Source organism: Treponema sp. Marseille-Q4132 (genome assembly GCF_014334835.1).
GTDB classification, from domain to species: Bacteria; Spirochaetota; Spirochaetia; order Treponematales; family Treponemataceae; genus Treponema_D; species Treponema_D paredis.
On the sequence record NZ_CP060591.1, the window covers coordinates 1,474,456 to 1,489,575 of the forward strand.

The window sequence follows — 15,120 nt, forward strand, 5'->3', positions numbered from 1 at the left end:
TTTTTGTGTTAGGGATTGGAGGGGCGGCGAAGCCGTTCCCGAGCGAGCTGCATGAGCGAGGGAATGGAGCGCTTGTGCGCGGAACCCCGCAAAGCCCGGCGCCGAGCGAAGCGAGGCGCAACACCCGTAAACGAAAAAAAAGAATATTTGTATTACCGTCCGTCGTGATTGCACTCTTTTTTTCGGTGCACTATAGTAGACGTATGGCATACAGAGTTTTTATCGACGGACAGGAAGGGACGACGGGCTTAAAGATATACGAGCGCTTTGCAAAACGCGGCGACATCGAAATGCTGCGCATAGACGACGACAAAAGAAAAGACGCGGACGAACGAAAAAAATTAATTAATAATTCCGACTTTACGTTTTTATGTCTCCCCGATGCCGCTGCCGTCGAAGCTGCCGAACTGTGCACGAATCCCGCCGTACGCATCATCGACGCGTCCACTGCGCACCGCACTGCCGAAGGATGGGATTACGGTTTCCCCGAACTTTCGAGCGATTTCAGACGCCGTATTGAAAGATCGAAACGAGTCGCGGTTCCCGGCTGCTATGCGAGCGGCTTTAACGCGATCTGTTTTCCGCTCGTCTCTTCGCGCATCATGGGACGCGATTATCCCGTCGTGTGCCACGCGGTTTCAGGCTACAGCGGCGCGGGCAAAAAAGCGATCGCAGAGTACGAAGCGGAAAATCGCCCCGAAGAACTCGCCTCCCCTCGCCTCTACGCGCTTACGCAGCATCACAAGCATTTGCCGGAAATGCAAAAGATAAGCGGCTTGGATTTTCCGCCCGTCTTTACTCCGTATATATGCGATTATTTTTCGGGTATGACGGTTACCGTGTCTCTGCATGCTCGGCTGCTTGCAAAAAAAGTTTCCGCCCTTGACATACGGGAGATGTTTGCATCCCGCTATGAGGGCTCAAAATTTATTAAGGTTATGGAACTGCAGGATACGATCGACGGCGGATTTATTGCGGCAAACACGCTTTCGGGAACGAACGATATGCAGCTATTCGTGTACGGAAACGACGAGCGCATCGTAATCTCCGCGCGCTTCGACAATCTCGGCAAGGGTGCGTCGGGAGCTGCGGTACAGTGTATGAATATAATGATGGGAATCGACGAAGGTACGGGACTGTAGCGATGACCGGCGATATCCGATCCGACGAAGGGGGCGATGTTTTTAACAATCTGTACGCGGGCAGCTGCGGTTATTTTGAAGGCCGCACGTCGTACGAAACGATTTACCGTATTCCGTCAGTGAAAGAAGCGTCCGATATGCTGACGCACGGTGAAGAGCAGAACCGCACCGAAAACGATCCCGCACTCTATCAGCAAATTTTATTCGACATCATACTCGACGAAGGTTTCCGCCGGGCGGGAAATTATGTATACCGCGCCGACTGTCCCGATTGCAAAGCGTGTATTCCGATCAGGATTTGGCCGGACGCGTTCGAGCCGTCGAAGTCGCAGCGGCGCGTACTTGAAAAGAACCGCGATCTTGTCGTAACGATCACGACGAAAGCGGACGAATTCGTTACCGGCGAAAAAATTGCGCTCTTCCGCACCTATGACAAGCGACACAATCCCGACTCCGAAAAAAGTTTCGATGAAGCGAAAAAAACGCTTATCGATATGAACGGCATTTGCCGTACGGCGGAGGCCAGCAAGTACGAATCGTTTTATTCCGGCACGATAAATATGGATTACAGGTGCGGCGGAAAGCTCGTCGGCGTCGGTATCATCGATACGGGAGAAGCGAGCCTGTCGTCGAATTATTTTTACTACGACACGTCGGACGAAACGAAAAAGAGAAGCATCGGCACCTACAGCATATTGAAGGAAATCGAATTGTGCCGAACATTTCATCTGCAGCGGTACTATCTCGGCTATTGGCTTAAAGACTGCAAGTCGATGGTGTACAAATCGAATTTCAAGCCGCACGAATTGCTGATCGACGGCAAGTGGAAACTTATTAAATAGGCCGAATATCGGGTTTGGAAAGTATACGTTGATAACGACGAGAACTTCGTTCGCTGCGCTCACTACCGAGTTTGCCTCGCAAACTCGCCGTTCGGTTGGCGGCGAAAAGAAAGGATGGAAAAGATGAAAACGGGGATCGTAATCGAAGGCGGAGGACACCGCGGCATCTATGCGGCGGGCATACTCGACGTGTTCTGCGAAAACGGCATCGAAGCCGACGGTGTGCTCGGCGTGTCGGCGGGAGCCGTTCACGGAGCAAGTTATGCGTCGCACCAAATCGGACGCTCCGTCCGCTACACGATGAAATACTGCGGCGACAAACGCTATATGAGTTTCCGCTCGTGGCTTAGGACGGGCGATTTATTCAACGCGGATTTTTGCTGGCGCGAGTTGCCGGAAAAACTCGATCCTTACGACAACGACGCGCTCGAATCTTCTCCGGTCGAGTTTTACGTAACGTGTACCGACATCGAAACGGGTGAGCCCGTTTACCATCGGTGCAAAACGCTCCGCGGCGATGAAATGAAATGGCTGCAGGCGTCGGCGTCCATGCCGCTCGCTTCGAACATCGTATGCGCGGACGGCCGTAAAATGCTCGACGGCGGCATCGCCGATTCGATTCCGCTCCGCGCTTTCGAGCATCTCGGCTATACGCGAAACATCGTCATTTTGACGCAGCCTGAAGGATACCGTAAAGGAAAAAATCCGCTGCTTCCCGCGCTGCGCATTGCAATGCGGAAATATCCCGCGCTCATCCGTGCAATGGAAATGCGCCATATCGTATACAACGAAGAAGTCGCGGATATCGAACGAAGGGCGGAAGCGGGGTCGCTTTTACTCATCCGTCCGAAGCACACCGCGGGTGTCGCGCGTACGGAAAAAGACGGTACAAAAATCAAAGCGTTGTACGACATCGGACGAAAAGACGCGCTCGATCGGCTTGATGCGATCTGGAACTTTTTCGGAAAACGGTAATGCGTATCACAGCGTACAATGCGGTAAGCGTTTAAAAAAACGGAAAACTCACAGAGTTATCAAAACGCTAACGAGTGCCGTAGCTCCGGCAGATAAAACGGCAATGTCTGCTCCAACGCGCAATATCGCACGCATTTACGATCGACTTACGCCCGCGTGGAGTACCGCGCAGCGTCCGCGCCGGGGCGCGGATGAGGGTTACCGAAGTGCGGAAGGCGGGTTCTTCCGATCCGCTTCGTCCTGAAATTATTAATTAGCCTGAGTCACGAACCTGTTGGAAAATTTCGCGTTTTAGCAAACTCGAAATTTCGTTTAATTATTAATTATTAAAAATTTCCATCGTCGGCGTTTTCGATGTGCGAAATCGCGAAATACGACAATTGCACAAAATCCGTAAAAATGTTATTTTTAAAACCGTATGAATACCCTCGTTGCGCTCTGCGCCGTCGGCGCGGATAAAATACTCGGCAATGAAATCAAACATCTCGGCTACAAACTCGCGGGAAACGCGCCCGGACGGGTTTTTTTTACCGGCGACGACGATGCACTTTTCCGCGCGAACCTGTGCCTCCGCACGGCCGACCGCGTGTATTTGCAGGCTGCTTCTTTTCAGGCGGCCGATTTCGATTCGCTTTTTGCCGGCACTTATGCGGCCGACTGGCAGGATTTATTAAAAAAAGACGTGCGCGTCGTCGTGGACAAAGTGCGCTCGCATCACTCGAAATTGAACTCGGAACACACGGTCCAAAGCATGGTGCAAAAAGCGATCTACAAAAAACTCGGCGACAGGTGGCGCATGAGATCGCTTCCCGAATCGGGAGAAACGGCTGATGTGCGCGTATATATAGATAACGATAAGGTAAACGTCCTGCTCGATCTTTCGGGAGAACCGCTGTACAAACGCGGCTACCGCACGGGAGGAGGGACGGCGCCGCTTCGCGAAACGGTTGCCGCCGTGCTGCTGCAGGAAATGCTGTGGCGCAGAAGAACGCCGCTGCACGATCCCTTTTGCGGTTCTGGAACGATCGCGATCGAAGCGATGCTTTTTGCGCACAATATCGCACCGGGTATAGGCAGGAGTTTTGCGCTCGAACACCTCGCCGTTTTCAATAAAAAACGTGCGGATGAGATCCGTGCGCAGGAAGCGGAACGGATCAGAACAGATGTCGAAGTGCGCGTCACCGGAAGCGATATCGACATAGAGGCGGTAAACCGTGCAAAGACGAACGCCGAACACGCATGCGTTGCGGCCGGCCGCGCTTTGCAGTCCATCGGAAAAGACAACCGTATCCCTCGCCCCGATTTCATACAGTCGGATTTTATCGATTTGGCGGCTCCGTACGATGAGGGTCTTTTGCTGTGCAATCCCCCGTACGGCGAACGGCTCGGAGACGAGGCGGAAGCGGAAGCCCTCTACAAAAAGATGGGCGCGCTGTGGACGAATTTTCCGAATTGGCAAATCGGCGTCATCACCGCAAGCAAACAGTTTCAAAAATGCTCGGGACATTATGCGGACAAACTGAAAAGTTTTAAAGCCGGAAATCTCGATACGCATTTTTACATGTACTCGATATCTTCCGGCAAAAAAGAAAAAGCGTAGGAGAATGGCATTCCATGGCGATCATCGTCGAACACGACAAACGCAGACATAAAATACTCGAAAAAGCGCTCGACGTTTTCGTCGAAGAAGGCTACGAAGACGTCACGTTTCAAAAGATCGCCGATCGGTGCGGCATTACGCGGACGACGCTGTACATCTATTTTAAAAACAAACGCGAAATTTTTTTATGGAGCATCAAGCAGCTCATATCGGGAATTGAAACGACGATCATGCAGATCGTCAACAATACGTCTTTCAACACGGAAAAATGTTTCCGCAAAATGCTGATGAGCATCGTCGATGCGATCGGTGAAAATAAAAAACTGTTCAGCGTTTTGCTCCTGTATTTGATACAGCTGCAAAAATCGGGCATCGATCCGCGAAAGCGTGTCATGCGGCGCGTCATCAAACTGCGGCACATCATGACGACGCTGCTTATCCGCGGAACGAAATCGGGCGAGTTTAAAAAGATAAACGTCAAAGTCGTAAACGATATGTTTTACGGATTGATCGAATCCGCAATTTTCCGCCTCGCAGTCCTTGCACAGGAAAACATCGACGACATACGCGACATACTCAATTTCGCAGTCGACGGCATCGTCGCAAAGCGGAGCCGAGCTTGAGGGCACGGCGTACGGGATGCGCGGATTTGCCGCTGCATCGGGGCACGGTTCCGCCTTGGCTCGCCGAGCGCATGAAAAATCTCGGAACGCTGATCGTCGAATCGATCATTCAAAATTACGGTAAGCGCGAAGTGCTCGTGCGATTGAGCGATCCGATGTGGTTTCAGTCGTTCGGTGCGGTACTCGGCATGGACTGGCATTCGTCGGGCATCACGACGAGCGTCATGTATGCGCTCAAACGCGGACTGAACGAACGAGGACGGGAACTAGGCATCTGCGTATGCGGCGGACGCGGAAAATATTCGCGCAATACACCGAACGAATTATTATTTTTATCCGATGCCGCAGGACTCGACGGTGCCTCGCTCGTACGCGCAAGCAAACTTTGCGCAAAGGTCGATAACAACGCCGTCCAGGACGGATTTCAGCTGTATCAGCATAATTTTATCGTTACCGACGAAGGCGATTGGGCGGTCGTACAGCAGGGCATGAATGCCGCTTCCCGCACGGCGAGGCGATATCATTGGTGTTCGCCGAAGCTGCGCTCTTTCACCGAAGAACCTCATACGGGCGTCGTCGGAGAAAAGCAAAGTGCAATTTTAAATCTCACCGATCGGGCTGCGGGGCCTACGCGGTCTATGATCATCGAAATCGCACACGAAAATCCCGACCGTATCGTGCGTGAACTCTCGCATATCGCATCGCCTTCTGCGGCGATCATCGTACCGAAAGAGTCGGAGCTTTTTCCCGACCTCGCCGAAAGCGCGGACAAAAATGCGGAAACCGTTTGCCCCGCGCCCGCCCCGCACTCGAACGCCGTCTCAAAAACGGCTCGCATTTCGCACTCATCGCGCTCCATAACGATGAGCGCACGCCACGACGTACGCGCCCAAGATATCGATTTAAAAAGACTCGGTGCCGTGCTCGCGCTATCATACGAAAGCCCTCCGGAAGATTTCGAATCGCTTTTGCTCACTCCCGGTCTCGGACCGCGCACGCTGCAGTCGCTTGCGCTCGTAAGCGAAATCGTATACGGAACGCCGTCGCGTTTTACCGATCCCGCGCGATTTTCGTTTGCACACGGAGGAAAAGACGGGCATCCCTTTCCCGTGCCGTGCAGAATTTACGATGAAACGATCCGTGTGCTCGGCGACGGTATCGAAAAATCGAAACTCGGCGACACCGATAAAACCGAATGCCTGCGACGGCTGTATGCGACGCAGCTGCAGATCGAACGATTTTGTTCGCCTGAAGCCGACTTTGATAAAGCTGTCGCGTATGAAAAAGCGCATTCGAAATCATGGAACGGCCGACAAGTGTAATAATCGGAGGACTGCAGTTATGGAAACGGCGTTATATCTTATTCCGACGACGCTCGGCGACACGGAAACGGAACGCGTTATACCGGAATACAACCGGAGCCTTATCTCCGCGATAAAATATTTTATCGTTGAAAACCTGCGGAGCGCGCGGCGCTTTCTCAAAAAAATCGACCGCACGATCGACATAGACGAGCTGACCTTTTTCGTGCTCGACGAACACACCGATTTGACGAAAATCGAACCGTTCCTTGCGCCGCTTGAAAAAGGCTCCGCCGTAGGCGTTCTCTCGGAAGCGGGCTGCCCTGCAGTCGCCGATCCGGGGGCCGCAATCGTCGCTCTCGCTCACAAAAAAGGTTTTCGCGTCATCCCTCTTGCAGGTCCCTCTTCGATCATCATGGCACTTATGGCAAGCGGTTTTAACGGACAGAACTTCGCATTCAACGGATATCTCCCCGCAAAACCCGATGCGCGCGTACAGAGGATCAAACAGCTTGAAAGCCGCGTTTACAAAGAAAAGCAGACGCAGATTTTTATCGAAGCGCCGTACCGCAATATGCAGTTGCTGTCGTCACTCCTCTCATCGCTCAAGGGAGAAACGAAACTGTGCATAGCCGCGGGCATCACGTGCGGCGAAGAATACATCCGCACAAAGTCCGTTTCCGAATGGAAAAAATCACCGCTTCCCGAAATCAATAAAATACCCGCGATCTTTTTGCTGTACGCATAAACACCGCACGAGTCTATACGATTAATAATTATTAATTTCGTTTATGCAGATACACTTCGGCAAATCCGCCGATTGCGCCGGCATTTTACAAACCGACGTACGGACGAATATATTTATTAATTAATAAATTCATGCTTTCAAAAAAAACGTATCGGAAATTTTCCGTTCCTGTTTTCGATCGGCATCATATTCCGGTTTCGGGGGGGTACGGATCGAGAGCGTCCCTTGTTTTTATAAAGCATACCGTCCGCTTTTTTAATAAGTTCAACGGCGGTCATATCCTGTCCGTCGGTTTTCGCATAACCGATGCTCAATTTTATCATATAGGGCAATCTTCGTGCGGCAGCTTCCGCTTCGATTGTTTTATTAAAATCGTATATCAATTCGTCGGGATTCGGCAGATAAAGAGATTCCGCAACCAATAAAAATTCATCGCCGCCGAACCGTGCGGTAAAAGCGCTGTATTTTTGGCTTATTATCCGAAGCACTTGCGCAACGATGCGTAAAACTTTATCGCCTTCGATATGACCGTAGGTATCGTTTATCTCTTTGAAAAAATCGATATCGAACATAAATAAATACAGTGGCCATTCGGTAAGCGGACTGTTGAATTTCGTTTCAAGATACTGATCGGCGCGGCGCCGGTTGTTCAGCTCGGTCAGCGCATCGCTGAAAATCTGCGCCTGCTGAAAATTAATAAACGTAATGAAAAAGCCTGAAAATATGGCCATTTCGACGAGCGGAGTGCCCGGAACGAAAATCTGAAGCGAACCGACGGCAACGGAGGCAATGATGGAAAAGGCGAGGCTGAACGTCGCTTTTTTCCGCATCGGCATTTGTTCTTTCGATCCGTACCACAACGCCCGAAAAGCCGCAGAGGCAAAATACAAAAGTACGATCGTCATTTGCCAGCAATAATAGGGGCCGCGCACATAGCGGTTATCGCTCGTTATATAAAAGATCCATCCGGTACGATACGAGCAGATACACATAAAAAAAGAAAGTACGAGCGGAACCGAAGCGATAATCCACAATTCGCGTTTTTTCACAAACAGTGTTTTTAATCTGATTTCCGTATAAATGAGCGTTAAAAAGCCGAGAACGCCTACTAAAAAAACGGACAAAAAGCAAACGGCGCCGTTTACGAAACGCAGGAAATACGGCATATAACCGTATTCTCCCAAAATCCACGCCGCATCGATAAAAGAATAGGCTATAAATATCTGCAGCATAGTTTTCAATATGCGTATTTCGAGTTCGCTGCCGATATCTGTTGTCAGTTTTTTAATTATTAAAAAGGAAAAAGCGATGGAAAGAAAATCAACTACCATGTAGGTAAGAACGCTGTTGATCGCTTGAGGCATACGATCCTTCCTTCTTCTTAAATGTAAAATTTTAAACAAACTTTTACAGGAAAGTGCAGCGCATTTTTAAAGTAAACTCTATATTCCGAAAAAGTTTTACGGAATGTATATCCGTCTTACAGACCGGCACACATTCCGCATCAACCGTTGAGAGTATTATAGCATATATTTAATTTTTTTACTACGGCAAAAGTTTTTTTCGCTTTTTTTATAATTTTTATAATCGGAAAATAATTGATTTGACAAGCGGCGGCCGATGTTTTATGATAATTCGAGTATCCTAAAATCCGTCGAATATTCGGATGGGGCATACTTAAACGGAGCATATATGTTAAAACATATTCCTTCCATTGTCGGACCGGATTTATTGAAAATACTGTCGGAAATGGGACACGGAGATGAAATCGCAATCGTCGACGGCAATTATCCTGCCGCTTCGCGGGCGCAGCGGCTCGTACGTATGGACGGGCACGGCGTATGCGAAGTACTCAAAGCCGTTCTTACGCTTTTTCCTCTCGACCACATGAATGAAAATGCGATTCTCATGGAAGTTCCGAAAAACAATTTCGTCGAAACGCCGATTTGGAAAGAATTCGATGCCCTCTGCCGAGAAGGCGACGAAGCGTATAAAAATTATTCGCTTATAGAAGCGGGCGAATTTTATAATCGTACCGAAAAATGCTACGCCGTAATCGCGACAAGCGAAAAAGCGCTGTATGCCAACATCATTTTACGAAAAGGCATTGTGCGCTGAGGACGGAAGGCTATGATTATCGATTCAATCGAAAATATCGGAAAATACGCACCTTCTTTTCCGGCGCTTTCGGAAGTGAAAAAAGAGCTCGAAACGGCGATGACACGGAAAGAAGGCTCGTACAACGAATCGGTACGCTACTCGGTAAGCGAATACAGGACGCGGCCGAAAGGCACGAAAGGTTATGAAACGCACCGCCATGCGGCGGATGTGCAGATTATCGTATCCGGCGAAGAAATAATCGATATATGCGAAAATGCCGGCATGAAAGCGCGGGGCGAATACGATGCCGAAAACGATATTCAATTTTTTGACGGCGAGCTTGCTTTGCGCTATATCGCGCGGCCGGGAAAATTTATCGTTCTTTTCCCCGGAGAAGGACACGAACCGAACCTTTCGATCACGGAGCCGAAAACGGTACGCAAAATCGTATTTAAAATAAAAATGTAACAGGAGCGGCAGCTGCGCTCGATCGGCACAAAAGTGCGGCCGGAAAGTGCATTTTCGTGCTGCAGTATATTTTTTATAAAGAGTATTTTTAATTTGACACTGATAAAAACTCATGCTATTATACATCGTTAATATTCTAAAATAAGATAAAATAAAATTTTATATTGGAAAAAGTTATGAAAAAATTTATCTGCACCGTTCTATCGGTTTTACTGCTGTGCGCAATAGCGGCAGCAAACGGCAAAAGCGACGACGATTCCGACGTCGTTTCTGAAAATCAAAAAATAACGCTGAAATGGGCGTCGGTTCATCCGGCCGAACATCCCGCTTCTCAAATGATGGCGCGCATCGCGAATGAAATTTCGGAAAAAACGGACGGCCGCATTGAAATCAAATGCTTTCCGGGCTCGCAGCTCGGCGGAAGCAAAGATTTGATCCGCGCGGTACAAAAAGGCGATATCGATATGGTGAGCGAAGGAGCGGCAAACTTCGGACAGTACGTGCCTTCCGCAACCATTGCCGAAGCACCCTATATTTGGCGCAGCATCGGTCATCTCGAATCGGCTCTCAACGGAGCGTTCGGACAAAAAATAAACGAAGCGCTTGTCGGTGAAAGCGGTATGCGTATGCTCGGTGCAATGTATTACGGAACGCGCCATCTGTCGACATCGACGAAAGCGGTGCATTCGGTCGCCGATTGCGCAGGCATGAATATCCGCGTTCCCGAAAACGATCTGTTCGTCGCAATGGCGCACGCGTGGGGTTCCAATTCAAAACCGATCACGTTCAGCGAATTGTATTTGGCGCTCCAATACAATATCGTCGACGGACAGGAAAATCCGCTGCCGACCTTCGCTTCCGCAAAACTGCAGGAAGTGTAAAAATACGTCATCCTCACGGGACACGTTATGACACCCGCGTTCGTCGTCATCAACGAAAACACGTGGCAAAAGCTCGATGTCGACGATCGGGAAATCATAAAAGCATCGATTGCAAAAAATATCGAATGGCAAAATAACGAAATCGTCAAACAGGAAAAGGAATTGATTGCCGCACTCGAAGCGCAGGGCATAACGGTTATCACGCCCGACGTCGAAAGCTTCAGAGTGGCTACGCTGAAAACGCTTCCGCCGATGTTCGAAGCGAAGTGGGGCAAGGGTACTTGGGAAAGCATTCAGGATATTCAATAAACGCCGAGCGCTTGCACTACGGGCAATGCTCGCCGGAGCGCCCCGCTTCGGCGAGAGCTGCAAACTGAACACCGCATTCCGACGCGAGCAGCGGACAAAACGCTTATCCCAGCGTGAGCTGCGTTTCTTTTTCTTTTTGATTTTTCAAATAACAGTCGCGGCAAAGACAGGTATATTCGCTGTCGCCGACAACGATATCGCTTGTCTTTGCACCCTGCTTATAATACGAATAGTTCCCGATTTGACTTGCACACTGCGTACACACACCGTTCAATTTGATGATGGAATCGCAATACGGCAAAAGCTGCGCCGCTTCGGCAAAAAGCGTGCATTCCGATGTCGCAAGCAGACCGGCAAAATAGATGTCCTGATCTTTTCGGCACTCGGCGGCAAGTTCGGCACAGTTTTTTATCATAAAATATTCGTCGACGAAAACCGCGTCGTATTCGTCGAAACGAGGACCTCCGTCAAAAGCGCAAACGGAAACGGTATCGATCTTTTTCGATTCAGCGAGCCGGCGCAAAGCGTTTTCGAGGGGTGAATGTGAAAAAAAACTGCGCGTGTCGCGCTCGGGTCGAACGAGAATGATTTTTTTATGCGCGTATACGTAGCGCTCCATCTTTTGAAACAACAGCGTCGATTTGCCCGAAAACATCGGCCCCGTAATCAGCTCAACCATGCCTACCCCGCCTGCACGCTACTGTAACGCAAAAACGGCAGCGTGGCAATGAGAAGAACACAGCGAAGTTCCGCTTGTGCATTCCTTTTTAAAAAATAAAACTTTATCGAAAAAACAGGCAGGATCAATATCATAAAATTTTCGGGACTAAACCCCCTGTAAATCGCCGCTTTTTTCATATAAAATACAATTATGATTCCGAATATAATTCTTTGCGATGACCACGCTCTGTTGAGAACCGGAATAAAAAGCTGGATAGAAACTCATTCAAAATACAAAGTTACGCATGAAGCGGGAACTTGGGCGGAATGCGAAAAAATTCTCGAAGCGTTTCGCGCGTCCTGCTCTGCGAACAACCATATCGCCGTCGTAGATATTTCGTTCAAAGCCGAATATTCGCCGGCAGCCCACGAAGAAAATTGCGGTTTTGAAATAATCCGCCGTTTTACCGCGTTCGGCGTTCCATGCATCGCATATTCAAGTCATGATTCGGGAGGATTCGTAGAACACGCCGTAAGCCGCGCAGTCGGGGCAAAAGGTTTTGTTTCAAAAAATGCGGATGAAGAAATTTTGCTTGCGGCGATTTGTGCGGTGTCTGACGGAAAAACATACATTCAGGCGGAACTTGTAACAGGCCTTTTGGAAGTAAACCACATAACGCAGACGTTTACCAAAAAAGAAAAACTCCTTTCGGATGCTCTGGCGATCCATAACACAAACGCCGAAGTTGCCGCCGCTCTCGGCATCACCGAAAAAACCGTTGTAAATTATCTTACGATTTTGTATGACAAAGCAGGGGTAAAAAGCAAACTTGAATTCTTGGAAAAGATGGGGAGGTTAAATTGAACGGCTGAAATAGCGCCGTTCAATTTAACTTCGAGTTTCCCTTCGGAAAACTCGCGGATATACATGTGCGCCGCTCGAAACTTCGCGCTTACGCGCTCGTTGCGAAGCTCGCGCACCAATGCGGCATTTTCGAAAATTGATATTTTCTGCAATGCCGCATTTTGAAGGAGGTTAAATTGAACGTCCGAGTGAAAGCATTTTATAAAACGGCACTTCTTTGCGCGGCGGCGCTTGCTTTGAATATTGTAACTTTCTTACTCGTCATTTATTTGCGGCTTCCCGTTTTTATGGACACGATTTTTACCGTCGCTCTCGTTTTTTATGCAGGGCTCGTGCCGGCTCTGATAGTCGCAGCGCTCTATAATCCGATTATGACGATTTTACTGTGTGTGATCTATGGAACGGAAATTTTTTATTTTGATTTTTTGTATGCGATCTGCGGAATCCTGATCGTCATTTCGACTTGGATTTTCAGCCGCAACAAAAAAGAATTCTTTTTCAGTCATACCGTTACGGTTTTATACCTTTTGATTATCGCATTCGTTTCCGCTTTTTTAACCAGTTTTTCCGCAAGCGCGCTGAACACGTTTATTCGTCCGCTTTTCGGAAACTTATCGCGATTTTCCGCAATCGACGATTTTTACATCGCGTTCCAAAATTTAAAATTCGGGACATTCCTTTCATATCTTTTGCCGCGTATCCCGATCATCGTGCTGGACAGGCTGATTTCCACTTTTTTAGGCTACGGAATATATAGAGTAATTAAACTATGAACGAACAGCAATTACAGGATTTACTTTTTGCCTTAAACCTCTACACGTCGTTTTTTCTCTTTTTGATCGTGCTCTGTTTTACCTCTTTTGTCGCAGTTCTTTTTATTTTGATCCGCAATATAAAGAACCGCAAAAAATTACAAAAAAACCGGGAGTTTATTTCGGAAATAATCCAAACGCAGGAAGCGGAGCGAAACCGTATAAGTCGGGAACTTCACGATACGGTAAGTCAGAACATAAAAACCCTTCTTCTGAAAGAAAAAGAACTTTCGGCGATTTTGAGCGATTATAATTTTAAAAGCGATGAAATACAATTCAAAATCGAAAAAATCATCGATCTTGAAAAACAAAATCAAAAGCAGCTCAGAACGATCATTCGAAATTTTGCAGTTCCGGCTGTCGGCAACATTCCTTTTAAAACCGTCATAAACGATTTGTGCGAACAGTTCAAAGAGCAAAGCGGCATAGACTGCTCGTTTTTCGTTTCTCCCGACGTTGTGCTTGACGATTTTTCAAAAGAGCAAAAACATCACATTTTACGGATAATTCAGGAAGCCCTGAACAATGCAAAAACGCACGCAAAAGCAAGCGAGACAAGCATTGTCATAAGAAAGAGCCGCAGTGAAAACCGCCGTTCCGAGCCGGTTTCGGAGCAAAACTTGCAGACCGGCGAAGATTTTATTTGCATAATGATTTTTGACGACGGACAGGGCTTTGCCGAAGCAGCACAAATTGAAAGCGGGCTATATTCGCAAAATCACTTCGGCATGAGCGGAATGGAAATGCGTGCAAAACTTTTAGGCGGTTCTCTTTTTGTGCAAAGCAATGCGGAAGCCGGAACGGAAGTGCGGCTTGAGATTCCGGTAAAAAGCGTATAGTTTCAATCCAATTCGGTCATAATCCCGAAGTTTTGACTTTTCCGTTTGTCCCGACTTTTTCGGGAGTAAACTCCCTATTACATAAACAAAAACAGGTGTAAAATCAATGTAAAGAAACTGCCGGCGGATCGAAAACGCGGGGGATATGTAGAAAATAGATATGGAAACGTTAAGTTATTTGGAAATGGTTGAATTGAATTTTGCGGAACCGATTCAAAGTACAGGGAACGACAAATTAAAGGCTGCCCTCAAATTTGCGGACAGGTGCCGCGACAAGGAAATAGACAGATTTTGGCAGCGCGGTCTTTATTTTTGGGGATTTATAGTATCATCATTTGGTGCTTATATGGCGGTATTCAATGCCGCTCTGGATTCGGAATTGAACAAAGGCAAAGTTCGGTTATCGCTGGCGGCAATTCTTGACATGAGTTTTACGGCAAAAATTATTCTGGTGGTTCTTGCGTTTATCTGCTTTATTTTTTGCTTTTCATGGTTTTTGGTTCATAAAGGTTCAAAATTCTGGCAGGAAAATTGGGAAGCCCATGTTTACCTGCTTGAAGGATTTATCATGGGGAAAATTTATTCCAGCCATCTTGATACGAAAAATCCTTACAAATTAGGCAAATGGAACCCGACAAAACCGTACAATTTTTCTGTAAGCAAGATTTCGGTTTTGTGTTCATTACTGTTGGCGATCTGCTCTTTTTTACTGTTTGTTTTTCATTGTGCAGTTTTGACCGGTTATTTTTTGAAAAAATTTTCAATAATTTATCTTGTGAATAAAAAAATGGGCGTTTCCATGCTTGTTATTGTAGGCATGATTGTTTTTTCCATTTCATTTATAAAAAATATTGAGGGGAATAAAGATAAAGATGGTTATGATAATTCTCACTATTTCTTTGTTCAAAAGAAAAGGCATATAAAAATAAAAAACTAAGTCAGATAAACTTACGCA

Annotated in this window: 16 protein-coding genes and 1 pseudogene; 14 read left to right on the forward strand and 3 right to left on the reverse strand. The window is 47.7% G+C overall.

From position 1 onward, the window contains the following. Positions 1-203: 203 nt before the first annotated feature. From argC to H9I35_RS06735, 7 genes are all read left to right on the forward strand, one after another. A complete protein-coding gene (gene argC, locus H9I35_RS06705; RefSeq protein WP_187418660.1) occupies positions 204-1,142 on the forward strand; it encodes an N-acetyl-gamma-glutamyl-phosphate reductase in 939 nt (312 codons plus the stop codon). 2 nt (positions 1,143-1,144) lie between these two features. Further along, complete coding sequence (locus tag H9I35_RS06710; protein WP_187418661.1) at positions 1,145-1,984, forward strand: arginyltransferase; 840 nt, start codon at positions 1,145-1,147, stop codon at positions 1,982-1,984. Between the two features lie 114 nt (positions 1,985-2,098). After that, positions 2,099-2,959, forward strand: coding sequence for a patatin-like phospholipase family protein (locus tag H9I35_RS06715; RefSeq protein ID WP_252722621.1), 861 nt, complete (start codon positions 2,099-2,101; stop codon positions 2,957-2,959). A 418-nt stretch (positions 2,960-3,377) separates the two neighbouring features. Beyond that, positions 3,378-4,559 (forward strand): THUMP domain-containing class I SAM-dependent RNA methyltransferase, encoded by a 1,182-nt coding sequence (locus H9I35_RS06720; RefSeq protein ID WP_187418662.1) that lies wholly within the window; start codon positions 3,378-3,380, stop codon positions 4,557-4,559. A gap of 14 nt (positions 4,560-4,573) precedes the next feature. Beyond that, on the forward strand, positions 4,574-5,182 hold the full coding sequence (locus tag H9I35_RS06725; RefSeq protein WP_187418663.1) for a TetR/AcrR family transcriptional regulator: 609 nt from the start codon (positions 4,574-4,576) through the stop codon (positions 5,180-5,182). Further along, positions 5,179-6,504 carry a DUF763 domain-containing protein gene (locus H9I35_RS06730; protein ID WP_187418664.1) on the forward strand — a complete coding sequence of 442 codons (1,326 nt, stop codon included), beginning with the start codon at positions 5,179-5,181 and terminating at the stop codon, positions 6,502-6,504. The genes H9I35_RS06725 and H9I35_RS06730 overlap by 4 nt, the downstream gene beginning before the upstream one ends. A 19-nt stretch (positions 6,505-6,523) precedes the next feature. Continuing rightward, a complete protein-coding gene (locus tag H9I35_RS06735) occupies positions 6,524-7,231 on the forward strand; it encodes an SAM-dependent methyltransferase (protein WP_187418665.1) in 708 nt (235 codons plus the stop codon). A gap of 137 nt (positions 7,232-7,368) precedes the next feature. On the opposite strand, the gene H9I35_RS06740 is transcribed toward H9I35_RS06735, so the two are convergent. Beyond that, the gene (locus H9I35_RS06740; RefSeq protein WP_187418666.1) at positions 7,369-8,595 is read right to left on the reverse strand and encodes a GGDEF domain-containing protein; all 1,227 of its coding nucleotides are present in this window, start codon (positions 8,593-8,595) and stop codon (positions 7,369-7,371) included. 328 nt (positions 8,596-8,923) lie between these two features. Between H9I35_RS06740 and H9I35_RS06745 the strand changes: the two genes are divergently transcribed. From H9I35_RS06745 to H9I35_RS12450, 3 genes and pseudogenes are all read left to right on the forward strand, one after another. After that, complete coding sequence (locus H9I35_RS06745) at positions 8,924-9,349, forward strand: RbsD/FucU family protein (RefSeq protein WP_187418667.1); 426 nt, start codon at positions 8,924-8,926, stop codon at positions 9,347-9,349. A gap of 12 nt (positions 9,350-9,361) precedes the next feature. Beyond that, positions 9,362-9,799 carry a NanQ anomerase/TabA/YiaL family protein gene (locus tag H9I35_RS06750; RefSeq protein ID WP_187418668.1) on the forward strand — a complete coding sequence of 146 codons (438 nt, stop codon included), beginning with the start codon at positions 9,362-9,364 and terminating at the stop codon, positions 9,797-9,799. A 176-nt stretch (positions 9,800-9,975) separates the two neighbouring features. Further along, positions 9,976-10,989 (forward strand): annotated as a pseudogene (locus H9I35_RS12450) (DctP family TRAP transporter solute-binding subunit). A 103-nt stretch (positions 10,990-11,092) separates the two neighbouring features. On the opposite strand, the gene H9I35_RS06765 reads toward H9I35_RS12450, so the two are convergent. Both H9I35_RS06765 and H9I35_RS06770 read right to left on the reverse strand, forming a co-directional pair. Further along, the gene (locus H9I35_RS06765; RefSeq protein ID WP_187418671.1) at positions 11,093-11,668 is read right to left on the reverse strand and encodes a thymidine kinase; all 576 of its coding nucleotides are present in this window, start codon (positions 11,666-11,668) and stop codon (positions 11,093-11,095) included. 2 nt (positions 11,669-11,670) lie between these two features. Next, the gene (locus H9I35_RS06770) at positions 11,671-11,847 is read right to left on the reverse strand and encodes a hypothetical protein (RefSeq protein WP_187418672.1); all 177 of its coding nucleotides are present in this window, start codon (positions 11,845-11,847) and stop codon (positions 11,671-11,673) included. 13 nt (positions 11,848-11,860) lie between these two features. Between H9I35_RS06770 and H9I35_RS06775 the strand changes: the two genes are divergently transcribed. The 4 genes from H9I35_RS06775 to H9I35_RS06790 all read left to right on the forward strand — a co-directional run bounded on the left by H9I35_RS06775 (position 11,861) and on the right by H9I35_RS06790 (position 15,102). Further along, on the forward strand, positions 11,861-12,514 hold the full coding sequence (locus H9I35_RS06775; protein ID WP_187418673.1) for a response regulator transcription factor: 654 nt from the start codon (positions 11,861-11,863) through the stop codon (positions 12,512-12,514). A 176-nt stretch (positions 12,515-12,690) separates the two neighbouring features. Then, positions 12,691-13,287, forward strand: a complete 597-nt coding sequence (locus H9I35_RS06780; RefSeq protein WP_187418674.1) for a hypothetical protein — start codon at positions 12,691-12,693, stop codon at positions 13,285-13,287. Next, positions 13,284-14,165: a sensor histidine kinase gene (locus tag H9I35_RS06785; protein ID WP_187418675.1), complete on the forward strand. Its 882-nt coding sequence runs from the start codon at positions 13,284-13,286 to the stop codon at positions 14,163-14,165. The genes H9I35_RS06780 and H9I35_RS06785 overlap by 4 nt, the downstream gene beginning before the upstream one ends. Before the next feature lie 160 nt (positions 14,166-14,325). After that, positions 14,326-15,102 (forward strand): RipA family octameric membrane protein, encoded by a 777-nt coding sequence (locus H9I35_RS06790; RefSeq protein ID WP_187418676.1) that lies wholly within the window; start codon positions 14,326-14,328, stop codon positions 15,100-15,102. Positions 15,103-15,120 lie beyond the last annotated feature (18 nt).